General features: G+C 65.8%; 20 protein-coding genes and 2 tRNA genes. 4 read left to right on the plus strand and 18 right to left on the minus strand.

Annotated features, from left to right (window positions below; all coding sequences use genetic code 11):
* Nucleotides 1–2 precede the first annotated feature (2 nt).
* The 6 genes from nrdE to JYA52_RS15325 form a co-directional block, all read right to left on the minus strand.
* The gene (gene nrdE, locus JYA52_RS15300; protein ID WP_205654018.1) at nt 3–2,159 is read right to left on the minus strand and encodes a class 1b ribonucleoside-diphosphate reductase subunit alpha; all 2,157 of its coding nucleotides are present in this window, start codon (nt 2,157–2,159) and stop codon (nt 3–5) included.
* A 26-nt stretch (nt 2,160–2,185) separates the two neighbouring features.
* Nucleotides 2,186–2,644: a class Ib ribonucleoside-diphosphate reductase assembly flavoprotein NrdI gene (gene nrdI, locus JYA52_RS15305; RefSeq protein ID WP_205654106.1), complete on the minus strand. Its 459-nt coding sequence runs from the start codon at nt 2,642–2,644 to the stop codon at nt 2,186–2,188.
* A 141-nt stretch (nt 2,645–2,785) separates the two neighbouring features.
* The gene (gene nrdH, locus JYA52_RS15310; RefSeq protein ID WP_056625338.1) at nt 2,786–3,031 is read right to left on the minus strand and encodes a glutaredoxin-like protein NrdH; all 246 of its coding nucleotides are present in this window, start codon (nt 3,029–3,031) and stop codon (nt 2,786–2,788) included.
* A gap of 463 nt (nt 3,032–3,494) precedes the next feature.
* Complete coding sequence (locus JYA52_RS15315) at nt 3,495–4,820, minus strand: SAM-dependent methyltransferase (RefSeq protein ID WP_205654019.1); 1,326 nt, start codon at nt 4,818–4,820, stop codon at nt 3,495–3,497.
* Entirely contained in the window at nt 4,817–5,542 is a 726-nt protein-coding gene (locus JYA52_RS15320) for a DUF1365 domain-containing protein (RefSeq protein ID WP_205654020.1), read from the minus strand. Before JYA52_RS15320 ends, JYA52_RS15315 begins: the two co-directional genes overlap by 4 nt.
* A complete protein-coding gene (locus tag JYA52_RS15325) occupies nt 5,539–6,897 on the minus strand; it encodes an NAD(P)/FAD-dependent oxidoreductase (protein WP_205654021.1) in 1,359 nt (452 codons plus the stop codon). The genes JYA52_RS15320 and JYA52_RS15325 overlap by 4 nt, the downstream gene beginning before the upstream one ends.
* 114 nt (nt 6,898–7,011) lie before the next feature.
* On the opposite strand from JYA52_RS15325, the gene JYA52_RS15330 reads away from it, so the two are divergent.
* Both JYA52_RS15330 and JYA52_RS15335 read left to right on the plus strand, forming a co-directional pair.
* Nucleotides 7,012–7,929 (plus strand): LysR family transcriptional regulator, encoded by a 918-nt coding sequence (locus JYA52_RS15330; protein WP_205654022.1) that lies wholly within the window; start codon nt 7,012–7,014, stop codon nt 7,927–7,929.
* A gap of 45 nt (nt 7,930–7,974) precedes the next feature.
* Nucleotides 7,975–8,481, plus strand: coding sequence for a DUF2004 domain-containing protein (locus JYA52_RS15335; protein ID WP_205654023.1), 507 nt, complete (start codon nt 7,975–7,977; stop codon nt 8,479–8,481).
* A 146-nt stretch (nt 8,482–8,627) separates the two neighbouring features.
* Here JYA52_RS15335 and metE read toward each other — a convergent pair whose 3' ends face one another.
* Together metE and JYA52_RS15345 are read right to left on the minus strand one after the other, a co-directional pair.
* Nucleotides 8,628–10,958, minus strand: coding sequence for a 5-methyltetrahydropteroyltriglutamate--homocysteine S-methyltransferase (metE, locus tag JYA52_RS15340; RefSeq protein ID WP_205654024.1), 2,331 nt, complete (start codon nt 10,956–10,958; stop codon nt 8,628–8,630).
* Nucleotides 10,959–11,010: 52 nt separating this feature from the next.
* Nucleotides 11,011–11,976: a methylenetetrahydrofolate reductase gene (locus JYA52_RS15345; protein ID WP_205654025.1), complete on the minus strand. Its 966-nt coding sequence runs from the start codon at nt 11,974–11,976 to the stop codon at nt 11,011–11,013.
* 405 nt (nt 11,977–12,381) lie between these two features.
* Between JYA52_RS15345 and JYA52_RS15350 the strand changes: the two genes are divergently transcribed.
* Nucleotides 12,382–12,585 carry a hypothetical protein gene (locus JYA52_RS15350; RefSeq protein WP_205654026.1) on the plus strand — a complete coding sequence of 68 codons (204 nt, stop codon included), beginning with the start codon at nt 12,382–12,384 and terminating at the stop codon, nt 12,583–12,585.
* Nucleotides 12,586–12,631: 46 nt separating this feature from the next.
* On the opposite strand, the gene JYA52_RS15355 is transcribed toward JYA52_RS15350, so the two are convergent.
* The 3 genes from JYA52_RS15355 to JYA52_RS15365 form a co-directional block, all read right to left on the minus strand.
* Nucleotides 12,632–13,834 carry an ROK family transcriptional regulator gene (locus JYA52_RS15355; protein ID WP_205654027.1) on the minus strand — a complete coding sequence of 401 codons (1,203 nt, stop codon included), beginning with the start codon at nt 13,832–13,834 and terminating at the stop codon, nt 12,632–12,634.
* Between the two features lie 174 nt (nt 13,835–14,008).
* On the minus strand, nt 14,009–15,157 hold the full coding sequence (locus tag JYA52_RS15360; protein ID WP_372433867.1) for a class I SAM-dependent methyltransferase: 1,149 nt from the start codon (nt 15,155–15,157) through the stop codon (nt 14,009–14,011).
* Nucleotides 15,158–15,252: 95 nt separating this feature from the next.
* Nucleotides 15,253–15,325: transfer RNA gene (locus JYA52_RS15365), tRNA-Ala, on the minus strand.
* Here JYA52_RS15365 and JYA52_RS15370 point away from each other — a divergent pair.
* Nucleotides 15,293–15,961, plus strand: coding sequence for an Hpt domain-containing protein (locus tag JYA52_RS15370; protein ID WP_205654028.1), 669 nt, complete (start codon nt 15,293–15,295; stop codon nt 15,959–15,961). The genes JYA52_RS15365 and JYA52_RS15370 overlap by 33 nt on opposite strands.
* 90 nt (nt 15,962–16,051) lie before the next feature.
* Here JYA52_RS15370 and JYA52_RS15375 read toward each other — a convergent pair.
* The 7 genes from JYA52_RS15375 to proB all read right to left on the minus strand — a co-directional run bounded on the left by JYA52_RS15375 (nt 16,052) and on the right by proB (nt 21,592).
* Nucleotides 16,052–16,127, minus strand: a tRNA-Ala gene (locus JYA52_RS15375).
* Nucleotides 16,128–16,267: 140 nt separating this feature from the next.
* Nucleotides 16,268–16,669 carry a ribosome silencing factor gene (gene rsfS / locus JYA52_RS15380; protein ID WP_205654029.1) on the minus strand — a complete coding sequence of 134 codons (402 nt, stop codon included), beginning with the start codon at nt 16,667–16,669 and terminating at the stop codon, nt 16,268–16,270.
* Nucleotides 16,670–16,713: 44 nt separating this feature from the next.
* Nucleotides 16,714–18,114, minus strand: a complete 1,401-nt coding sequence (locus JYA52_RS15385; RefSeq protein ID WP_205654030.1) for a hypothetical protein — start codon at nt 18,112–18,114, stop codon at nt 16,714–16,716.
* 7 nt (nt 18,115–18,121) lie between these two features.
* Nucleotides 18,122–18,850, minus strand: a complete 729-nt coding sequence (nadD, locus tag JYA52_RS15390; protein ID WP_372433869.1) for a nicotinate-nucleotide adenylyltransferase — start codon at nt 18,848–18,850, stop codon at nt 18,122–18,124.
* On the minus strand, nt 18,795–19,019 hold the full coding sequence (locus JYA52_RS15395; RefSeq protein WP_205654032.1) for a hypothetical protein: 225 nt from the start codon (nt 19,017–19,019) through the stop codon (nt 18,795–18,797). Before JYA52_RS15395 ends, nadD begins: the two co-directional genes overlap by 56 nt.
* A 99-nt stretch (nt 19,020–19,118) precedes the next feature.
* A complete protein-coding gene (locus JYA52_RS15400; protein ID WP_205654033.1) occupies nt 19,119–20,468 on the minus strand; it encodes a glutamate-5-semialdehyde dehydrogenase in 1,350 nt (449 codons plus the stop codon).
* 26 nt (nt 20,469–20,494) lie between these two features.
* Entirely contained in the window at nt 20,495–21,592 is a 1,098-nt protein-coding gene (gene proB, locus JYA52_RS15405; RefSeq protein WP_205654108.1) for a glutamate 5-kinase, read from the minus strand.
* Nucleotides 21,593–21,625: the final 33 nt, after the last annotated feature.

The following is a 21,625-nucleotide window of genomic DNA, read 5'->3' on the forward strand; positions in this document are numbered from 1 at the left end:
TGTCATAGGGCACAGCTGACGCAGCCCTCCACCTCGGTCCCTTCCAGCGCGAGCTGGCGGAGACGGATGTAGTAGATGGTCTTGATGCCCTTCTTCCAGGCGTAGATCTGGGCCCGGTTGATGTCGCGCGTGGTGGCGGTGTCCTTGAAGAACAGCGTCAGGGACAGGCCCTGGTCCACGTGCTGCGTGGCGGCGGCGTAGGTGTCGATGACCTTCTCGTAGCCAATCTCGTACGCGTCCTGGTAGTACTCCAGGTTGTCGTTCGTCAGGTACGGCGCCGGGTAGTAGACGCGGCCGAGCTTGCCTTCCTTGCGGATCTCGATCTTGGACGCCACCGGGTGGATCGAGGAGGTGGAATTGTTGATGTAGGAGATCGAGCCGGTCGGCGGAACAGCCTGCAGGTTCTGGTTGTAGATGCCGTGCTCCATGACGGAAGCCTTCAGCTCGCGCCAGTCATCCTGCGTGGGGATGTGGACGTTCTTGAACAGCTCCCTGACCTTCTCGGTCTCCGGCACCCACTCCTGCTCCGTGTACTTGTCGAAGAACTCGCCCGAGGCATATTTGGACTTCTCGAAGCCGCCGAACGTCTGGCCCGTCTCGATGGCCAGCAGGTTGGAGGCACGGACCGCGTGGTACACCACCGAGTAGAAGTAGATGTTGGTGAAGTCCAAGCCCTCTTCGGACCCGTAGTGGACCCGCTCGCGGGCCAGGTAGCCGTGCAGGTTCATCTGGCCGAGGCCAATCGCGTGCGACTGGTCGTTGCCGCGGGCGATGGACGGCACCGAGGTGATGTTGGACATATCCGAAACAGCCGAGAGCGAGCGGATGGCCGTCTCGATGGTCAGGCCGAAGTCCGGCGAGTCCATGGTCTTCGCGATGTTCAGCGAACCCAGGTTGCAGGAAATGTCCTTGCCGGTCTCGTCGTAGGACAGGTCGTCATGGTACGTGGTGGGCTGCGAAACCTGGAGGATCTCGGAGCACAGGTTGGACATGATGATCTTGCCGTCAATCGGGTTGGCCCGGTTCACGGTGTCCTCGAACATGATGTACGGGTAGCCGGATTCGAACTGGATCTCGGCGAGGGTCTGGAAGAACTCGCGCGCCTTGATCTTGGTCTTCTTGATCCGGGAATCGTCCACCATCTCGTAGTACTTCTCGGTGACCGAGACGTCGGAGAACGGCATCCCGTAGACGCGTTCGACGTCGTACGGCGAGAACAGGTACATGTCCTCGTCCTTCTTGGCCAGCTCGAAGGTGATATCCGGGATCACGACGCCGAGGGAGAGGGTCTTGATGCGGACCTTCTCGTCCGCGTTCTCCCGCTTGGTGTCCAGGAACCGGTAGATGTCCGGGTGGTGGGCGTGGAGGTACACGGCACCGGCACCCTGGCGGGCACCGAGCTGGTTGGCGTAGGAGAAGCTGTCCTCGAGGAGCTTCATCACGGGGATGACGCCGGAGGACTGGTTCTCGATCTGCTTGATCGGCGCGCCAACCTCGCGGATGTTGGTCAGCGCGAACGCCACGCCGCCGCCGCGCTTGGACAGCTGCAGCGCGGAGTTGATGGAACGGCCGATCGACTCCATGTTGTCTTCGATGCGGAGCAGGAAGCAGGAGACCAGCTCGCCGCGCTGCTTCTTGCCGGCGTTCAGGAACGTGGGGGTGGCCGGCTGGAAGCGGCCCTCGATGATCTCGTCCACCATCTGCAGCGCCAGCTGCTCGTTGCCGCGGGCCAGGTGCAGGGCGACCATGCAGACGCGGTCCTCGTAGCGCTCCAGGAAGCGCTTGCCGTCAAACGTCTTCAGCGTGTAGGACGTGTAGAACTTGAAGGCGCCCAGGAAGGTCTCGAAGCGGAACTTCTTCTTGTACGCGCGGTTGAAGAGCTCACGGATGAAGTTCATCGTGTACTGGTCGAGGGTCTCGCGCTCGTAGTACTGGTTCTTCACCAGGTAGTCGAGCTTCTCCTCGAGGTCATGGAAGAAGACCGTGTTGTTGTTCACGTGCTGCAGGAAGTACTGGTGCGCCGCCTCGCGGTCGGCCTCGAACTGGATCTCGCCGTTGGGACCGTACAGGTTCAGCATGGCGTTCAGCTCGTGGTAGCCCAGGCCCTTGTACGCGGCAGGCAGTGCCGGCTTCTCCTGCTTCTCAACAGCCGTTTCCATGGGCTTGTCCCTTCCTTCGGGCCTGGTTACTTCTGTGTCTGCGACAGTCGTGTCCAAAACTCTTCCAATCCTTTTTGTACACGGTCGACGTCTTCCGGCGTCCCCATGAGTTCGAAACGGTATAGATGGGGAACCCCGCACTTTGCGGCGATGATGTCCCCCGCCATGCAGTAGTTGTCCCCGAAGTTCGTGTTCCCGGCCCCGATGACGCCTCTCAGCAGCCGACGGTTCTGCGGGTTGTTCAGGAACCGGATGACCTGCTTGGGCACGGAGCCCTCGCCGCCTGTTCCGCCGTACGTCGGCACCACCAGCACGTACGGCTCGGAGGCAGTGAGCGGCTGATCCTTCGGATACAGCGGTATCCGCGCGGCATCCGCGCCCAGCTTGTCAATAAAGCGCCTGGTGTTCTCCGAGGTCGAAGAAAAATAGATGAGGTGACTGTGCGTCCGGTTCTCCGGCGCCCTGTCCTCGGGTGCCCGGTCCATCGGCGTCGTGTTGTCAGCCTGTGCTGCAACCGGCGCATCGGCAAGAGCCGGCGCGGCCATGGGAGTCACCTCACCTAGTTGGGATTCATCTGCCGGAAACGGCATTCGGGCCTTGGTTGCGGGCCCCCGGGCTGACGAAGCCTAGGCCACTGAAGCAGCGGCGCTCAGCGCCAGCTCTTCGATCTTGTCCGGACGGAAACCGGACCAGTGGTCCTGGTCCGTGACGACAACCGGAGCCTGCATGTACCCCAGTGACTTCAGGCGCTCAAGGGCGTCAGCGTCCTGGGAGATGTCGACGCTCTGGTAGGTGATGCCTTTCTTGTCCAGTGCGCGGTAGGTTGCGTTGCACTGAACACAGGCCGGCTTCGTGTAAACCGTAACGGTCATGGTCCCTGTCCCCTTTGTTGAAGTCACTGCTTCTGTACTCCTGAAGACTCTGAAGTCTCTACGTCTAAAATTTCACCGATGCGGTGGAGACCCGGCCTGGAACTGCTGTCCGCCCAGAACCTTACTGCCCGGTACTGGCTTCGCCGGTCTCCCGCTCAATCTGTATGTCGATACTACATGTAGTGCAGGGGACTCTGTGGAACCCCTAGATGATGTATTACAAGTATGTCATTTAATGCACTTTTAATCCACAGGCGAGGGTCCCCAAAATGTCCGGATTTCCGGCTTTTTCACGGACGAAATCCACACCCTGTGGAGTAGTTAGCCACATTTAAACCCCAGCGTGTCGTGCGGAAGACGGCGTGTCGCAGCCCCTCCGGCGGCCCGGCCGACGTGTCCCTGGACACGAAAATGGGGTCCCGAAGCATGCCTCGGAACCCCATTTGTGATTAAGGAAACGCGGCTAGAGCTGCGCCTCCCGGCGGTCCAGCACGATCTGCTGCACATCGAGGTAGCCGGACTGGAAACCGGCCCGGGAGTAGCAGAGGTAGAACAGCCACATCCGCTGGAAGACCTCGTCGAATCCGAGCGCCCGCACCTCGCCGGCCCGCTGAAGGAACCGTTCCTCCCAAAGCCGCAGCGTCGCCGCGTAGTGATCGCCCATGCCCCGCCGTTCCCGGACGCGGAGCGTGGTGTGCTGCTCGGTGACATTTTCGATGGCCCGCACTGAAGGGAGGAAACCTCCGGGGAAGATGTACTTGTGCACCCAGGTGTAGGCATTCCGCGTGGCGAGCATCCGCCCATGCGGCATGGTGATGGCCTGGATGGCCACCTTGCCGCCGGGCGCCAGCACCCTGTCGATCGTCTGGAAGTAGACGGGCCAGTATTCGTAACCCACCGCCTCGATCATTTCGACGGAGACGACGGCGTCGTACTCACCTTCCACGGCTCGGTAGTCCTGCAGGGCCACCGTGACCTGGCCCGAGTAGCCGGCTTCCTCGATGCGCTGCCGTGCCAGCGCCTGCTGCTCGCTGGACAGCGTGACCGTGTAGACGGTGGCGCCGCGGGCAGCCGCACGCAAAGCCAGCTCGCCCCAGCCCGTGCCGATCTCCAGCAACCGGGTCCCCTCCCCCACGCCCGCCTTGTCCAGCAGCCTGTCGATCTTGGCCTGCTGCGCCGCCGCCAGGGCCTCCCAGCCGACGTCCGGCAGCGGTCCGGCGTCCGGCGGGAACAGCCCCGAGGAGTAGCTCATGGTGGCGTCCAGGAAGGTGGCGAACAGCTCGTTGGACAGGTCGTAGTGCCGCGAGATGTTGTCCCGCGTGTTCTGCTCGGTGTTCCGCTCCTGCCGCGGCGCCCGGGGCAGGTACAGGCCGCGCAGCTTCTGCAGCGGCACGGGGATCAGCGTGTCCACCGAGGAGGCGAAGACCTCAAGCACGCCGGCCAGGTCGGACGCCTCCCAGTCCCCCGCCATGTACGACTCCCCCAGCCCGATCAGGCCGTTGTCACCGATGCGGACGTCGAAGTCGTCCGGTCTCACCATGGTCATCACCGGCGCGCCGGCGTCCCCGGTTCCCAGCACGGACCCATTGGGGTACTCAACCCGCAGCGGCAGCCGCCGGGCGGCACCCCGGAACAGGGCACCTGCGGCCTTGCCGGCCAGTGCAGCCTTCGCTCCGGCGGGCGGACGGGCGACGCCGGGCCACACCTCGGCGTCTATGGCTGCGGGAGCCGGCGGGACCCGGAGCGGACCGGATGCGCTTCCCTGGTACGTGGGGTCTGTGAGCGTCATGAGACTGCCTCCTGCGATGGGTGGTGGGGGCGGTTGATGATGGGCAGTCCGCGGGCCCAGAGTCTGATTCCTTGCCAATGGATCTGCAGGACAAGGCGGAGCGGCGCCAACGGAACGGCGAGCGCCGCGGCGACGATGCTGCGCGGCGTCACGGAGCTGCGGACCCCCGTCATGGTGGCCGTGAAGGGCTTCCGCCCGGCCCGCTCGAGCACCACCGCGACGGCCAGCCGGCCGTCGGGTTCAGGCAACGTCAGCCGGTAGCTGCCGTCCACCTCGTTGAAGGGGGACACATAAAATTCCTTGTCGGTCCGGGCACGTCCGGCGTCATCGGTAAGCAGCAGGTAGCAGTGCCGCTCACCGTAGGTGTTGTGCACTTCGGCAATGACCGCGCGCAGGCAGCCGTCTGCGCCGTGGCACCAAAACAGGCTGATGGGGTTGAAGACCTGGCCAAGCACCCTCGCGTTCGCCAGCATGGTGACCTTCCCGCCGTCGGGCTCCAGCCCGTTGACGGCGAGGAAGCGGTCCACGTTTGCCCGGATGCTGGCTGTGGGATCGCCCAGGTGGTCCTTCGCGTGAAAGGCGGCGAGGGGCCGCAGCCACCACGGCAGCCGGGGCAGATCGTCGAGGTCCACGTACCAGCTGTAGCTGCGGTAGGTGAAGGCGTTAGCCAGCGGATCACGCCGCACGTGGCGGATGCTGGTGCGGTAGATCGCCGCCGTCATGGCACAAGCTCCGCCGGCTGCTCCGCTGCTTCCACTGACCGGTGCCTGTCAACGGGCGCTTCCCACTCCCGGCCCAGCCGTGCTGCCGCCCGGACACCCGAGGCTGCTCCGTCCTCGTGGAAACCCCAGCCGTGGTAGGCGCCGGCGAAGGCGAGCCGGGAATCACCGAGCTCTCCCAACCGGGCCTGGGCTGCGACGGACTCCGGCGTGTACTGGGGGTGCTCGTAGACGAGGTCCTGCAGCACGGTTCCGGCGTCGATGAGCTCGGATTCGCCGAGGCTGACGATGTAGCTGCCGCCGTCCCCGGGGCGGAGGCGCTGGAGACGCGTGAGGTCGTAGCTGACCAGCACGTGGTCCGGGCGGGCCCCGCAGGATGGCAGCCGGTAGTTCCAGGAGGCCCGGGCCGACGCGGTCCGCGGCAGCACGGCGGGATCGCGGTGGAATTTGATGTGGTTAACGGTGTACGGCATGGCGCCCAACACTCGGGTTTCGTCCGGCGTGGGATCGGCGATCATGGCCAGCGCCTCGCGCGGGTGGGCGGCGATGACGGCGGCGTCGAACTCTTCGGTGCCGGCCGCCGTCGTGATTTTGACCCCGAGGGCCGTGCGCCGCACGGCCAGCACGGGACTATTGAGACGGACCTCCTGCAGGCCGCCGACCACGCGGTCAACGTAGCTCCGGGATCCTCCTTTCACCGTCTTCCACTGCGGGGAGCCCTTGATGCCGAGCATGCCGTGGTGGTCCAGGAAGGCAAAGAGGTAGCGCGCGGGATACGACAGGGCGGTTGTCGGGTCGCAGGACCATACGGCGCTGACCACCGGAGCCATGAAATGTGCCGTGAAGTAGCCGCTGAACTTTTCCCGCTCCAGGAATGCCCCCAGGGTTTCTTCCCCGCCGGCCTCCGGGCCGGCCGCCAGCAGCGCCCGGGCCCTGCGCCAGAACCGCAGGATTTCGGCCAGCATCCGCAGGTACCGCGGCCGCAGGAGGCTGGCCGGGCGGGCAAAGACGCCGGCGGCACCTTTGGCCCCGGCGTATTCCAGCCCGCAGCCGTCGCACCGGATGCTCATGGTCATGTCCGAGTCCTGCGTTTCGACGCCGAGTTCGCCGAACAGCCTGATGAGGTTGGGGTACGTGCGGTCGTTGTGCACGATGAATCCGGTGTCGACCGCCAGCGACCCATTCGCCTGCGGGACGTCGTGCGTGTGGGCATGGCCTCCGGGCCTGGCGTCGGCCTCGAACAGTGTCACGTGGTCGCGCCGGCTGAGAATGTGGGCAGCGGTCAGGCCCGCCACTCCGCTGCCGACGACGGCGACGCGCCGCTGTCCGTCTCCTGTCCCCGCTGGGCTCGGTGACATTCTTTGCTCCTCTACTCCATTGACTGAATACTCACGGGCTATTCGGAACCGCGGGGAGCCCGGATGGGTACAGTCGTTTTTCCTGCCTGTGAGCAGCCGGAGTACTGTGGGCTGGTGGTCAATCCCGTACATCTCAGGACCCTGCTGGAAGTGACCAGGCTAGGGTCGTTTGCGGCCGCGGCGAGCCGGCTCGGCTACACCGCCTCCGCCGTGTCCCAGCAGATGTCGGCGCTGGAACGTGACACGGGTGTCCACCTGTTCCAGCGGTCGGCGCGGAGTGTGGTGCCCACTGACGCCGCGGTGGTGATGGCCCGCCATGCGGCGAAAGTGCTGACGGACATCGAGGCCCTGATGGCCGCCGCGTCGAAGACCCAGGACGCCACGAGCCAGGAGCTGCGGCTCGGCATCTTTCCCAGCCTCGCCACGTATGTCCTGCCGCGGATTCTGAAGAACCCGGCCTGGAAGGGCCTGGGCATTGACCTGCGGGTTTCGGTGGCCGAGCCGGCACAGACAATCCAGGGTCTCCGCTCCGGCGGGGATGTGGACGTGGCCCTGGTGTACCAGGTGGGGCAGTCAGGACTCGCCTGGCCGCACACAATCAACCGGCAGTGGATCGGCGACGACAATTTCCGCGTGGTCCTGCCCAGCGGCTGGGGCTTCCGCACCGAGGCGAAGGTGGCCGCGGACCACCTGTCGGACATGCCGTGGATCATGCACCATCCCGGCACGTCCGACGCCACGGTGATCGAGCGGCTTTTTGCCAGCTGCAACCTGCATCCCCGCGTGGTGGCCTACAGCGACGACTTTCACGCCAGTTTGGAGATGGCCGCCGCGGGGCTGGGCGCTGCACTGGTGCCCGAGCTGGCCTTGCGGCACCGTCCGGCCGGCGTCGTGGTGCTGGACGTTCCGGAGATCAGGCTGGCCCGGAACGTCTTTGCGCTGCTGATCAACGAGAAGAAGACCGCCCGCGTACAGCTCTTTGTTGACCTGCTGGCGGACACGCTCGGCAGCCTGGGGTCTTCAGATAAATAATCGCCGATGCTGGAATGAGCCGCTTTTCGGGTCTATGTTGAAGATATGACCAAGGTAGCGAGCCAGCACTTCGGAGTAATCGAGCTCAACCACGGCCGGGACCGTAACATCGCCACCGAGCATGAGCTGGCTGGCCAACGCCTTGAGCTGGACCTGGTCATCAGCGCGCATGACCATTTCGATGAGGCGGCCATGCACAAGGTGGACTACCGCTTGCGCTACCTTCCGGAGCTCGTAGACGAGGTCCGCGAGATGATCGCCGAGGAGCTGGAGCAGGAAGGCACCAGCCCGCAGGAGTACCTCCGCTTCCACTGCAACGCCATCAAGGACGAGCACCTGCAGAAGGTCTTCGGCGTCACGGACAAGAGCCAGCTCACCAACGCGGTGTTCCTGAAGGCCCTGAAGCTCGGTCATGTCGGCATTTTCCCCGGCCAGCCCGAGCGCTACTTCGTCCTCGATTTCACCCTCGGATCCCACTTCACCGACGAGGTCCTGGTCGCCTCGGCGGATGAGGACGGCGTCGTGGACGACGAGATCCTCTGGGAGTCCTGAAGTTCCCGTCGATTGCTGAGTAACAGCCCTTATGAGGACGCAAAAGGGCTGTTACTCAGCAATCGATGATTAAACGCCGACGGCGGGCGGTCACCCAAAGTGACCGCCCGCCGTCGGCGTCTCAAGCTCGATCTGCGGCTACATTCTTATTTTGCGCCTTCCAGCAGCTCTGCGCGAACCGTCTTGGTGGCCGCGACGAGGTTGCGCAGGGACTCTTCGGTCTCGGCGTAGCCGCGGGTCTTCAGGCCGCAGTCCGGGTTGACCCAGAGCTGGCGGGACGGGACGTGCTTGACGGCGGTGCTGAGCAGCTCGGTGACTTCCTGCTCGCCCGGAACGCGCGGCGAGTGGATGTCGTAGACGCCCGGGCCCACACCGCGGCCGAAGCCGTGGGACTCGAGGTCGTGGACAACCTCCATGCGGGAGCGGGCGGCCTCGATGGAGGTCACGTCCGCGTCCAGTCCGTCGATGGCGTCGATGATCACGCCGAACTCGGAGTAGCACAGGTGCGTGTGGATCTGGGTCGCGTCGGCGGCACCGGCGGTGGCCAGGCGGAACGAGTTCACGGACCACTCCAGGTAGGCGGGCTGATCAGCCTTGCGCAGGGGAAGCAGCTCGCGCAGTGCGGGCTCGTCCACCTGGATAACCTTGATGCCGGCGGCTTCGAGGTCGGCGATTTCGTCGCGCAGGGCCAGGCCGACCTGGTTGGCGGTCTCGCCCAGCGGCTGGTCATCGCGGACGAAGGACCAGGCCAGGATGGTGACCGGACCGGTGAGCATGCCCTTCATCGGCTTGCTGGTCAGGGACTGGGCGTACTCGGCCCAGGCCACCGTGATGGGGGCGCTGCGGGTGACGTCGCCCCACAGGATGGACGGACGGGTGCAGCGTGAGCCGTAGGACTGGACCCAGCCGTGGACCGTGACGTCGAAGCCTTCCAGGTTCTCGGCGAAGTACTGGACCATGTCGTTGCGCTCGGGCTCGCCGTGAACCAGGACGTCGTAGCCGAGCTCTTCCTGCAGCTCCACAACGCGCTTGATCTCGTCCTTCATGAGCTGCTCGTACTGCTCGTTGGTGAGGTCGCCCTTGTTGTTGCGGGCACGGGCCGAACGGATTTCGGAGGTCTGCGGGAAGGAGCCGATGGTGGTGGTGGGCAGCGGCGGCAGGTGCAGGGCCTCTTCCTGGGCGGCTTCGCGGACCGAGTACTCGGAGCGGTTGAAGTCGGCGGAGGTCAGGGCCGCGGTGCGGGCCCGGACGTCGGCGCGCTGCACGCCCTCGGCGGCGGCGCGGGACGCGATGATGCGGGTGGCTTCGTCGATGGCCGGCTGCACGGCGGCGGCGTCGGTCAGCAGGCCGGCCAGGGTGACGACCTCGACGGCCTTCTGGTCGGCGAAGGCCAGCCAGCTGCGGAGCTGCTCGGACAGCTGCGCCTCTTCCTCGACATCGTGCGGGACGTGCTGGGTGGAGGTGGAGGTGCTGACGGCCAGCTTGGCGACGGACTTCTTCAGCTCGGCGATCTTGTCCGCCGAAGCGGCAAGATCGTTGCGCCAGATGTTGTGGCCGTCAACGACGCCGGCAACCAGGGTCTTGGTGCCCAGTGCGGCCAGGGCGGCTGCGGAGGGAACGGCGCCCTTGAAGACGTCGATGTGCAGGGCGTCGATGTTGGTGGCGGCGAGGGTGCCGAGCTGGCCGTTCAGCGCGCCGTAGGGCGTGGAGACGAACAGCTGCGGGCGCTGGGCAGCAGCCGAGAGCACCTCGTAGGAGCGGGCAACGGCTGCCTGGATCTCCTCGGCGGAGGTGTCCTGGTCAACCACAAGGGCCGGCTCGTCGAGCTGGACCCAGCTGGCGCCGGCGGCGGCCAGCTTCTCGAGCAGGGCGGTGTAGACCGGGAGGACGTCCTCGAGGCGGGACAGCGGGCTGAAGCCGGCGGGGGCGTCGTCGGAAGCCTTGCTCAGCAGCAGGAAGGTGACCGGGCCCACGATGTACGGGCGGGTTTCCACGCCGTTGGCGAGGGCGTATTCGAATTCTTCAACGATGCGGTTGGAGGTCAGCGCGAAGTTGGTCTCCGGGCCGATCTCCGGCACGAGGTAGTGGTAGTTGGTGTCGAACCACTTGGTCATTTCCAGCGGCTGCTGTTCCTTGTTGCCGCGGGCCAGGGTGAAGTAGCCGTCGATGTCCAGCTGTCCCTCGGCGTTGAGGAGGTTGCCGAAACGGGCCGGCACGGCGCCGACGTGGGCGGCGGCGTCGAGCACCTGGTCGTAGAAGGAGAACGTGCCCGGAACGGCGGCAGCTTCGGTCAGGCCCAGGCCCTGCAGGCGCTTCGCGGTGCCCAGCTGGATTTCCTTGGCAGCCGCATCGAGGGCGGCGGCGTCGATCTTGCCGGCCCAGTAGGCTTCGATGGCCTTCTTCAGTTCGCGGCGGCGGCCGATGCGGGGGTAGCCCAGGATTGAGGCGGACGGGAACGCGGTGTTCTGTTCAGTCATGTGAGTTTCCTTGAAGGTTGGGAAAGTGTGAAGGTCTCGGGGAGGAATGCGGTCAGCTGGCGAGCTGGCGGCGGGCGAGCGCGTTCAGGCGGCTGGACGAGCGGGCCGGCCGGGCAAGTGACAGCTTGTCCAGCACCTCCAGCGCGCTCTGGTGCTCGTTGAACGTGTAAATGTGGAGTCCGGGCGCTCCGGCGTCCAGGGCCGCGTTGGCCAGGTCCACCGTTGCGCTGACGCCGATATGGAGCCGTTCGGCGTCGGTATCCGCCGCCGCGAGCCGCTCGATGAGCTCGGGTGCGGGTTCGACGCCGGTCAGCTCGCCGAGGCGCTTGAGCCTCCGCAGGCTGGTGAGCGGCATGACGCCGGGGATGATCGGGATGGTCACGCCGGCGCGGCGCGCCCTGGTGAGGAGGTCCGCATACTGGTCGGTGTGGAAGAACACCTGGGTGATCGCGAAGTCGGCACCTGACCGCTGCTTAGCGAGCAGCACCTCGACGTCGTGGGCCTCGCTGGGCGATTCCGGGTGCCGCGTCGGATAGGCCGCCACACCAACGGCAACCTTTCCGGCGCACAGCAGGGCCGAGCGCCGCTGCTCCACCCGGCGGATGAGCTCAATGAGGTCCTGGGCGTAGCGCAGAGACCCGCTGACCGGTTCGCCGCTGTCCTTGGGCAGGTCGCCGCGGAGGGCTAGGATGCCGCGGACGCCGGCGTCGAGCAGTTCGCCGATGATTTCCGCGAGCTCCGTCGGTGTGTTGCCAACGCACGTCAGGTGGGCCAGCGGGCGGAGGGTGGTCTCCAGCACCAGGCGGTTGATGAGTTCGACGGCGGTGTTCCGGTTGGAGCCGCTGGCACCGTAGGTGACCGACACGTAGTCGGGATCGGTGGCTTCCAGTTCCCGGATGGTGGTCCACAGGGTCTCGGCCGCAGCAGGCGAACGCGGCGGGAACAGCTCATAGGAGAGCGCCACCGGTGCGGTGTCGGAGAGATTTGGATGTGTGTCTATAAGGCTTGGTGGTGACATTTGCGTCCTTGGCTATGGGCCATTGAAGGCTTGACTGCCGTGGCGTGGCCCGTGCAGTTTGCGGTCAATGAATTGAGTTTGGGGAACACGAAACCCACTTCGGCAGGACGCAGCCGCGACTGTTACGCCTGAATAGAAGCAGTCCGTGAGCAAATGTCAGGCCCACATGGGGGCACCCACACCCTCCTTGGCGGCCGCATGGCGGCACATCCGCAGCGGAGGATCGCTGACACGTTACCTCGGTAACTTGTATAGAACTCTAGGAGCCGTGCGGGGCCCGTTCAAGTTGGGAATCGAATTAAGACGCATTCTTACGGCCCCTTGACAGCCCGGCACAGAATATTCTTCGCCGGCCGCCCCTTGGAAGCCCTCCCTTTGGCGCTGGAAGGGGTCTATTCTTTTGCCATGATCCAGCTACCAGCCAGCTACCAGGAATATCTTGCCAGACAGGACCAGCACGTTGTTGACACCGTGCGGCCGGTGCTGATGCAGTCAGCAGCTGACCAGCGGCACGGCGTCCGAGTTGTCTACAACACCGGCGCAACCGGCCATCAGGCACACCTTGATGACACCATTCCCTACGGAACGATCATCGAAGACATCGACTGACTGATTCTTCCGGCAACAGGCGCCGGGCTTCATCACGCCGGCAGCCTCATCCCTCAAGCAATAGGCGCTGCGCGCGGGGCGCCAGCGTGTGTTCCAGGACGAGGCAGGCAGCACCCACGGCGCCCACGTCTTCGCCCACTCCGGTTCCCACCACTTCGATCGCGTGGATGTTGCCGGCGTCGCTGTTTTGCCTGATCAGTTCAGGGATCCGGTCCAGGTAGCGCTTGGACAGCGGAGCCCAGAACGGTCCGCCGAATACGACACGGTCGACGTCGAGCGTGTTGGCCACCACGGCCGCGGCGCGCGCCACCAGCACCGCGGATTTGTCGATGATCGCGGCCGCTGCGCTGTTACCGGCGTCGGCCGCTTCGCACAGCCGGGCAAACCCGTCCTGCACGGCAGGTCCGCCGGACAGCGGAGCTGCTTCGTCCAGGACCCCGGCTGCCTGGGCTTGCGCCACGAGGACCTGCGGGATGCACGAGGACTTGACGCAGCCCCGCAGGCCGCAGTCACAGGGCGGGCCGTCGGGGTCAACGATGATATGGCCGATTTCACCGGCGTTGCCGGACGCGCCGCGCACCACCTCGTCGTTGAGCACGATGCCGCAGCCAATGCCGGTGCCCATGTACATGAAGACAAAGCTGCCGGTGCCGCTGGCGCCGCCTGCCCAGGTTTCCGCGACGGCGGCGCTGGTGACGTCCTTGTCCATGAGGACTGACATGCCCGTGGCGTCCGCCAGGGCGTCACGGAGCGGAACACGGTCCCAGCCATTCAGCAGCGGCGGCTCCACCACCGTTCCCTGGTCGTGGTCGATCGGCCCCGGCGCGGCCACGCCCAGGCCGGCTATCTTGCCCTGCTCCACACCGGATGCCTGGATCAGCTGCTCGATCTCTCCGGCGATGGCGGCTATCACGGCGTCCGGGTCGCCGTCGGCTGGGGTTTTGATTTGCGAGTGCTGGACCACGGCACCTACGAGGTCCAGCAGCACAAACGTTGCGACGGCGGGGTCCAGGTGCACACCGACTGCGTACATTCCCGACGGGTTGAGGCGGAGAATGGTTCGCGGTTTTCCCGGCCCACTCCCCTCCTTTCCCGCTTCGACGATGAGGTTCTGGTCCAGCAGGCGGCGGGAGATGTTTGAGATGGTCTGCGGGGACAGGCCAACGATCTGCGCGAGTTCGACGCGGCTCAGGCCTCCGGACGAGCGCCGGATCGCGTCCAGGATGACGGTCAGGTTGAAGTCACCCATGCGGGGCAGGTTTGTTCCGCGCCTAGGTGAGGGCTGGCGGATCTCGGTCAATGAATCCCCTAAGCATCGTCGGTGGGCCACTATCGATGTCTGAATCGTACGTTACCTGCTGGTATACGGGTATGTCCCACGCGCGAATACGGGAGTGCGGCGGCCGGAGCCTCCGGCGGGGGCCTAGCCGGCCCGCCGCTTGACGCTCACAGCCACCGTGAATTTCGGGTTACGGCCCTTGATGCGTGTGGGGCCGACGAGTCTTTCGAGCGTCGGAACGTACCGCAAATGGCTGTTGAAGACGGTCCAGAGCTCGCCGCCCGGGGCCAGGACGCGGGCGGCGGCCTCGAACATTTTGATGCCGGCGCCGGCGTGCACGCTCGCACCAAGGTGGAAGGGCGGGTTCAGCAGGATGAGGTCGGCGCTGCCGGCCGGGAGGGAAGCCATGGCATCGTCCTGCAGCACCGAAACCTGACCGTCCAGGCCGTTGGCCTTGGCCGTGGCTGCTGCGGAGGCCGCGGCGGCCGCTGACTGGTCAGTGGCGATGACTGCCGACGCCGGATGGGCGCGGGCGTACATGGCCGCCAGGATCCCGGTGCCGCAGCCCAGGTCCACGGCCGTGGCAGCCTCGGGCATGTCCGGGAGGAACCGCAGCAGGAAGCGCGTTCCGATATCCAGCTTGGTACCGGCGAAGACGGCCCCGTGGGCACAGATGTCGAGATCAAGTTCGGAGTTGTGCTCCGTCACGGGATACGGCGGCTGCGGCTGCGCCGGCCGGGCCCGTGAGGCCACGAGGACGCGGGATTTCTGCCGCGCCAGCTGCGGCTGGACGGATTCAAAGTAGCGCCCCAGCACGGCGTTCATGCCCAAGGACATATGCTTCACGCGGCCACCGGCCAGCACCACCGTCCCGGCGGACGCGTACCGCGCCACGGCGGCGCTGATTTCCTCGAGCTCGGCAAGGGTCTTGGGAAGCTGCAGCAGCACGAGGTCCGCGCCGCCCAAAAGGGCTTCGCCCAGGGGCAACTGCTCAAAGCCGGCGGCAACGCCGAGGGTTCTCGCGTTGTTCCGGAGGGCCCGCTCCCCCGTAATGAGATCCTGGTGCACACGGATCCGGGCGGGCACCCGGGACGGTACATCCGAGAGCAGGGCGAGCGTGATCGCCCCGTAGCGGTCGCCGATGACAACTACGTCGCTCTCCGGCGTCAGTAGGTCAGCGGCCATGTCCAGCAGCAGCGTGTCAGTGGCATCCCATGCCTGCAGGTTCGCTGCCTCGACATCCGGGTATCTCCGGAGCATGCCCAGGACCTGCCCAAAACCGTTCTCCGTCACGTGCCGCTGCCGCCTGTTCGTTGCTGCTTGCCTGTGCCCATAATTTGCATAACGCAAAGGACCGCCCCGCGGGACGGCCCTTTGCTTGTTCTAGGTGGAGCTGAGGGGACTCGAACCCCTGACCCCCTGCATGCCATGCAGGTGCGCTACCAGCTGCGCCACAGCCCCGAACTATCGCTGCTGCCGGTCTTCGTGTTTCCCGGAAGCAACCTGAATAGCGTAATGCACAATCCTCCGGAAGAGAAATCGAGAAATGCTGCTGCCGGCATGACGCTCGGGCCGGGGTTCACCTGCCTCGGAAAATACAGTCTTGATCCGAACATGCGGGAACTCTTCCACGGCCTTGAGGTCCATGCGCGAGCATTCAAGGAGCCGCACAGCAGCGTCGCGGCACCAAACAGACCCAGGAGGACTGCGGTGGCTGATGATCAGGACCTACCCCCGCTGGACAGCGGCGTGCTGCGGTCCTTGGCAGACGAGGCTGGACCGACAGCGGCCCAGGCGTTTATCGAGGAATACCTGCAGCTGCTGCCGATTCGCGCGGCCTCCATCCTGCGTGGACTGGCCAGCGAAGACCCCAAATCAGCAGTGGAGCCGCTGGTGAGCCTGAAAGTTACGTCGGCCATGGCCGGGGGCCTGCGGCTGGAAGAGTACTGCCAGAAACTTGAGCATGCGCTGAAGCGCGGACACAGGCCGGACCCGGTTGCGGTGAAGGCGGTGCTGTTCGCAAACATCCGGCTGCTCGTGCGTGAGGCCACCCGCCAGGGCTACCTGCCCAGCCATCGCCCCGAAAGTCCGGAGTAGCCGGCACGCCAGCCGTGCGCGCACGCTCCAAGCCGGGGAAGCAACAAAAAACCGCTGGAACCAAAGCATCTGCTTTGGTTCCAGCGGTGTTGGTGGAGCTGAGGGGACTCGAACCCCTGACCCCCTGCATGCCATGCAGGTGCGCTACCAGCTGCGCCACAGCCCCAATCTTCGCCGCTTCGGCGCCTTCGGCTTTCGCCTGCTGGCCCGTCCTACTGTCCGGACCGCTCCGAAGCAACTCAAATATCTTAGAACAGCGTTTCCGAAAATTCCAAATCGGGCATATTCGGCGCTGTCCGGCACCTGCTACTCGGAATCCGAGCCTGCGGCAGCCTTGGCCGAGGTGTCGTCACCCAGCTGCAAATCCACCACAGGGCAGTCCTTCCAGAGCCGCTCGAGGGCGTAGAAGACGCGGTCTTCCTCATGCTGGACGTGGATCACTACGTCCGAGTAATCCAGCAGCACCCAGCGACCCGCGGACCGTCCCTCGCGACGGACCGGACGGAGGTCCTGCTTGATGAGTTCCTCTTCGATCCCGTCAACGATGGCGTTGACCTGGCGTTCGCTGGGGGCGGACGCGATCAGGAAGACGTCGGCCAAGGCAAGCCGTTCGCTGACGTCGAGGGCCACGATGTCCTGGGCAATCTTGTCCGCCGCAGCCCTCGCTGCGTGTCGGGCTGTGGCGATGGATGAATCAGATGCAGTCACGGGACTCCTTGTAGTGGTGTAAAACCTGGTGTTGATTGTGGAAGTCAGCGTGAGAGGCCGCTGATAATCATGATGACGCCGGCAATGAGGGCGAGGACTCCGAGGGCCAGCACGCCCAGCTGGAGAACGCGGAGCCGGTTGGCCCTGCCGAGGCCTGCCGTGGCGGCATCCAAGGGCTCAAGGCCATAGGCGGACTTCGCCGATACCGGCGGCAGCCCTGCGAACTCCTCAGCCGGTTCCGCATCCCGGCCGGCGTTCACCTGGGGAGGAGTGACCGGCGCGGCGGCCGCCTTGGCGGCGGCTTCAGCACGGGCAATCACCCGTGCACGTCCAGTCGACGGCGAATTGCCGCCTGGGGACTTGGAAGGGCGGGAACCCCGAGCCGGTATGCGTGGTCCGGGATTGGTCACCACCGGAACATACGATGTGGCCGGGCGCTTCATGACGGGGCGGTCCACGCCAGGCACCTGGACGAACTCCAGCGGCGTCACCATGGCCAGGTTGCTGGCGGTTGACGGACCGTTCTGGGGCTGCGCCGGGGTGTTCTGTTCAGCCAGTTTCTGCTTGGCGAGGGCCCGCTTGTTGAGCACGGCGGCGCGTTCAGCCAGGGCGATCTGCTGGGCCAGGATCTCAGGATCCACGGCTTCGGGATCCGTCGCCGCGATGTGCTCCATCTTGGCGATCTGGTTCTTGGCCTGTTCGGCGAGGAGGGCGCGCGCTTCAAGGGCCTGCTCAACGGTCATGCCCTCGGGCAGCTCCTGGGGAGCGCCGGTCGGCGGCTCCGGGGAGGCTGACTTCGGGGCCGCCTGTGGCCGGGCCGGGGCGGGCGTTTGGGCCGGCGCCTGCGGCTGGGCCGGGGCGGGCGTTTGGGCCGGCGCCTGCGGCTCGGCCGGCGTCTGCGCCGGGCTTTCGACGGAGGCGGGCGGGACCACCGGAATGGCCGAGGTGACGGCCTGTTCCAGCTGCATCAGCCTGAGCTGGCGCCGCGTGGGAGGCCCGCCGGCTGACAGCTGCCCCTCCTTTTCCGCAAGTTCCTTGATGGTGCGCAGCGCGGCCCGGTCTCTGGCCCTGATCTGCGATGAGCGCTCGGCCGCCGACCCGGCCGGAACGGAATCAACGGGGCCCGGCGCCACACGGCGGACACGTCCGGTCGCTGAGGTCGGACGCGTTGCCTCCGCGCCCCGGGCAGTGTCCGTCTTCCGGCGGTCCGCCGGCATCTGGGGGCCGGGCTGTTTGGCGGCAGCCCGGGCCGGGTCAGCCTGATTCGTGGCTGGCTGGCTCGCGGCAGGTTTTTTTGTCGCAGGCTGTTTTGTCGCAGGCTGTTTTGTCGCAGGGGCTACCTCACCGGCACCGGCGGTGCTGGCGTCCCGGATCTTACCCTGGGCTTCATCCCGGGCCTTCCGTAGTTCACGGCGGCTGCGGATGGGAGGCTGTTCCTGACTCATTTAAAACTCATTCAGTGCTGGCGGGATCGTCTGTCTCGGTAAGCGCAGAGCTGGTTTGTTCAGCCGGCGGTGCGGCATATAGTCCGTATTTGGCGATGTACTGGACCACCCCGTCCGGCACGAGGTACCAGACAGGATTGTGGGCCGCCACTCGTGCCCGGCAGTCCGTCGAGGAAATCGCCATGGCCGGCACCGTCAGGAGGCTGACATCCTTGCGGCCCATGCCGTCCAGTTCGTGCCCGGGGCGTGTGACTCCGACAAAGTGGGCCAACGACCAGAGCTCGTCAATGTCTTTCCACGACAGAATCTGCGCCAGGGCGTCCGCGCCGGTAATGAAGAACAGATCAGCGTCGGGCCGCTGGCGCCGCAGATCGCGGAGGGTGTCGATGGTGTAGGTGGGACCGGGACGGTCCACATCAACCCTGCTGACCGTGAACCGCGGATTCGATGCCGTGGCAATCACGGTCATCAGATAGCGGTGCTCCGGCTCACTGACTTTCTTGCTCGACTTCTGCCACGGCTGGCCGGTCGGGACGAACACGACTTCGTCCAGTCCAAACTTGGCGGCCACTTCGCTTGCCGCTACGAGGTGGCCGTGATGGATGGGGTCAAACGTCCCACCCATCACGCCCAGCCTCAGCCGGCCTTGCCGGCCGCCGTGGTGCAGTGCGGCAGAAATGTTAGTGGCCCTGGCCGTGGTCGTGCTTGTTGGGGTGCTGGCGGTGCGGATCTGCATGCTCGTCAACCGGGGAGTGGCGGTTGCCCAGGTTCGTGTAGGACAGCGTAACGAACATCATGACCAAAAGGATGGCAAAGATCGCAACGCCAAAGACCCACGGTTCCGCCCACAGCGGGGCCCGTTCTTCGTGTTGGGCGGCGGACAAGGCGACCTGCTGGAGCAGCATTTTCTCCCCTAAGGCTGAAAGGATGACGACGGCGGCATGTCCCGCCGTCCCGGAGTTCTGTACTATGTTACCGCGTTGCTAGCCGCGGTAATGGCGACGCTAGCCGCGGACCTGGCCTTCACCCTGCACGATCCACTTCGTGGTCGTGAGTTCCGTGAGGCCCATCGGGCCGCGGGCGTGAAGCTTCTGCGTGGAGATGCCGACTTCGGCCCCCAGGCCCAGCTCGCCGCCGTCGGTGAAGCGCGTTGACGCGTTGACGATCACTGCGGCAGAGTCGATCTCCGCGATGAAGCGCTCGGCGTTCGCCAGGTCATTGGTGAGAATGGCCTCGGTGTGCCCCGACGTCCACGTGCGGATGTGCTTCACGGCATCATCGAGGCTGTCCACCATGGCCACGGCCAGGTCCAGGTCCATGTATTCGGTGGCCCAGTCCTCATCGGTGGCCGGCACGGTCTCGACATCCGCAGGGAGCGCCGCCCGGATCCTCGCATCTGCATGCAGCCTGACGCCCGCCTTGCTCAGCGCCGCAGCCACCGCCGGGAGGACCGTGGAACCGGAGTGGACCAGAAGCGTTTCCACCGTGTTGCAGACGCTGGGCCGCTGGGTCTTGGCGTTCAGGAGGATCTCCACGGCCATGTCCTCGCTGGCTGACTCGTCAACGAAAATGTGGACGTTGCCCTCACCGGTCTCGATCACCGGTACGGAGGAGTTGTTGACCACGGTCTGGATCAGCTCACGTCCGCCGCGGGGAATCAGCACGTCAACGCGGCCGCGGGCGCGCAAGAGCACGTTGGCCCCCTCACGGCCGTACTGGTCCACGGTCTGGACCGCATCGGCGGGAAGGCCGACGGCGGCGAGAGCCTCGCGAAGTACGCGGATGAGGGCCTCGTTTGTGGCCGCAGCCGCGGTTCCGCCGCGCAGGATGACGGCATTGCCGCTCTTGAGCGCCAGGCCTGCGATATCGACGGTGACGTTGGGGCGTGCCTCATAGATGGCGGCAACCACGCCCATGGGAACGTTGACCTGGCGCAGGCGCAGGCCGTTCGGCAGGGTCTGGCCGCGGACAACGTTGCCGACGGGGTCGGGAAGGCCGGCGAGGTTTTCCAGCGCGCCGGCAAGGGACTCGATCCGGGCGTCGTTGAGGGTCAGCCGGTCGAGCAGGGCGGCCGACGTTCCATTGGCGCGGCCCGCCTCTACGTCCTTGGCGTTCGCCGCGAGGATGTCAGCCTTGCGCTCCAGGAGGGCGCTGCCGATGGCCCGGAGGCCTTTGTCCTTCAGGGCGCGGTTGGCGCGGGACATGCTGCGGGCCGCCTCGCGGGAACGGTCGGCGATCTCGTACACGGCCGCCTCGACCTCAGCTGGTGAGAGCTGGCTGTTTTCCGGCCTGGAAGGGACCTGCGTAGCGTCGGTGGATGTCTCTGCTGCTTGGTTCATCAGTGCCTCAGTCATCATTCAAGTCTAGGTGAGTCCGGCCGTTAGACCAGAACCAGGTCGTCAACGTGAACTACCTCACGGTCGAAACCGCGGCCCAGGGACTCCCCCAGTTCCACGGTGGAACGGCCCAGCATTTGCGGCAGTTCGTCGGCTGAATAGTTGACCAGGCCGCGGGCAATGACGGTGCCGTCCGGCGCAATCATTTCGACGGCGTCGCCCGATTCAAAGTGGCCTTCAACTGACGTAATACCCGCCGGCAGCAGCGAGGCGCCGTTGTCCCGGACGGCGGTCACGGCGCCGTCGTCGAGGAGCAGGCGTCCCTGCACGTGCGCCAGGTGGGCGAGCCACATCATGCGCACGGACTTGCGGCCGCTGTTGACGGAGAACCAGGTTCCCACGTCTTCGCCGGCCAGGGCGGCGGACGCGTTGGCCGTCGAGGTGACGAGGGCGGGAATACCCGAATCGGCGGCCATCGTGGCGGCCTCGACCTTGGTCTGCATGCCGCCGGTGCCGACGCCGGCCTTGCCGGGGCTGCCGATGGTGACGCCTTCCAGGTCCTCGGGGCCGTCCACCTGCGGGATCCGTTTGGCTCCCTTGGAGGGCGGGCCGTCATACAGGGAGTCGACGTCGGACAGCAGCACCAGCGCATCGGCACGGACCAGGTGGGCCACGAGGGCCGAGAGCCGGTCATTGTCGCCGAAGCGGATCTTGTGGGTGGCGACGGTGTCATTCTCGTTGACCACCGGAACCACGCCCAGGTTCAGCAGGCGGTTCAGTGCCCGGAACGCGTTCTGGTGGTGGCTGCGCCGCATCAGGTCATCCGCGGTCAGCAGCACCTGGCTCACGGTCACGCCGTGCGCCGCGAAGGCGTGGGTGTAGCGGGCCATGAGCAGCCCCTGCCCAACGCTGGCTGCGGCCTGTTGGGTGGCGAGGTCGCGGGGGCGCTTGACGAGGCCCAGGGGTGCCAGCCCAGCGGAGATGGCGCCGGAGGAAACCAGAATGATTTCGGTGCCCTCGTTGCTCTTGGCGGCCAGCGCGTTGGAGAGTTCGATCAACGCCTCTTCGGAGATTCCGCCCTTGATGCTCGTGAGCGACGACGATCCGACCTTGACGACAATGCGGCGGGCCCTGGCGAGCATGCTGCGGTCGTCGGTTCTTGGTTCCTCGATGAC

The sequence above is a fragment of the Arthrobacter pascens genome (genome assembly GCF_017052465.1).
In the GTDB taxonomy this organism is placed as follows: domain Bacteria; phylum Actinomycetota; class Actinomycetes; order Actinomycetales; family Micrococcaceae; genus Arthrobacter; species Arthrobacter pascens.

What these genes read in the sequence shown, in the direction of transcription:
- nrdE (WP_205654018.1), bottom strand. Translation starts at nt 2,159, where the DNA reads ATGGAAACGGCTGTTGAGAAGCAGGAGAAGCCGGCACTGCCTGCCGCG.
- nrdI (WP_205654106.1), bottom strand. Translation starts at nt 2,644, where the DNA reads ATGGACCGGGCACCCGAGGACAGGGCGCCGGAGAACCGGACGCACAGT.
- nrdH (WP_056625338.1), bottom strand. Translation starts at nt 3,031, where the DNA reads ATGACCGTTACGGTTTACACGAAGCCGGCCTGTGTTCAGTGCAACGCA.
- JYA52_RS15315 (WP_205654019.1), bottom strand. Translation starts at nt 4,820, where the DNA reads ATGACGCTCACAGACCCCACGTACCAGGGAAGCGCATCCGGTCCGCTC.
- JYA52_RS15320 (WP_205654020.1), bottom strand. Translation starts at nt 5,542, where the DNA reads ATGACGGCGGCGATCTACCGCACCAGCATCCGCCACGTGCGGCGTGAT.
- JYA52_RS15325 (WP_205654021.1), bottom strand. Translation starts at nt 6,897, where the DNA reads ATGTCACCGAGCCCAGCGGGGACAGGAGACGGACAGCGGCGCGTCGCC.
- JYA52_RS15335 (WP_205654023.1), top strand. Translation starts at nt 7,975, where the DNA reads ATGACCAAGGTAGCGAGCCAGCACTTCGGAGTAATCGAGCTCAACCAC.
- metE (WP_205654024.1), bottom strand. Translation starts at nt 10,958, where the DNA reads ATGACTGAACAGAACACCGCGTTCCCGTCCGCCTCAATCCTGGGCTAC.
- JYA52_RS15345 (WP_205654025.1), bottom strand. Translation starts at nt 11,976, where the DNA reads ATGTCACCACCAAGCCTTATAGACACACATCCAAATCTCTCCGACACC.
- JYA52_RS15350 (WP_205654026.1), top strand. Translation starts at nt 12,382, where the DNA reads ATGATCCAGCTACCAGCCAGCTACCAGGAATATCTTGCCAGACAGGAC.
- JYA52_RS15355 (WP_205654027.1), bottom strand. Translation starts at nt 13,834, where the DNA reads ATGGGTGACTTCAACCTGACCGTCATCCTGGACGCGATCCGGCGCTCG.
- JYA52_RS15370 (WP_205654028.1), top strand. Translation starts at nt 15,293, where the DNA reads ATGCAGGTGCGCTACCAGCTGCGCCACAGCCCCGAACTATCGCTGCTG.
- JYA52_RS15385 (WP_205654030.1), bottom strand. Translation starts at nt 18,114, where the DNA reads ATGAGTCAGGAACAGCCTCCCATCCGCAGCCGCCGTGAACTACGGAAG.
- nadD (WP_372433869.1), bottom strand. Translation starts at nt 18,850, where the DNA reads ATGCAGATCCGCACCGCCAGCACCCCAACAAGCACGACCACGGCCAGG.
- JYA52_RS15395 (WP_205654032.1), bottom strand. Translation starts at nt 19,019, where the DNA reads ATGCTGCTCCAGCAGGTCGCCTTGTCCGCCGCCCAACACGAAGAACGG.
- JYA52_RS15400 (WP_205654033.1), bottom strand. Translation starts at nt 20,468, where the DNA reads ATGACTGAGGCACTGATGAACCAAGCAGCAGAGACATCCACCGACGCT.
- proB (WP_205654108.1), bottom strand. Translation starts at nt 21,592, where the DNA reads ATGCTCGCCAGGGCCCGCCGCATTGTCGTCAAGGTCGGATCGTCGTCG.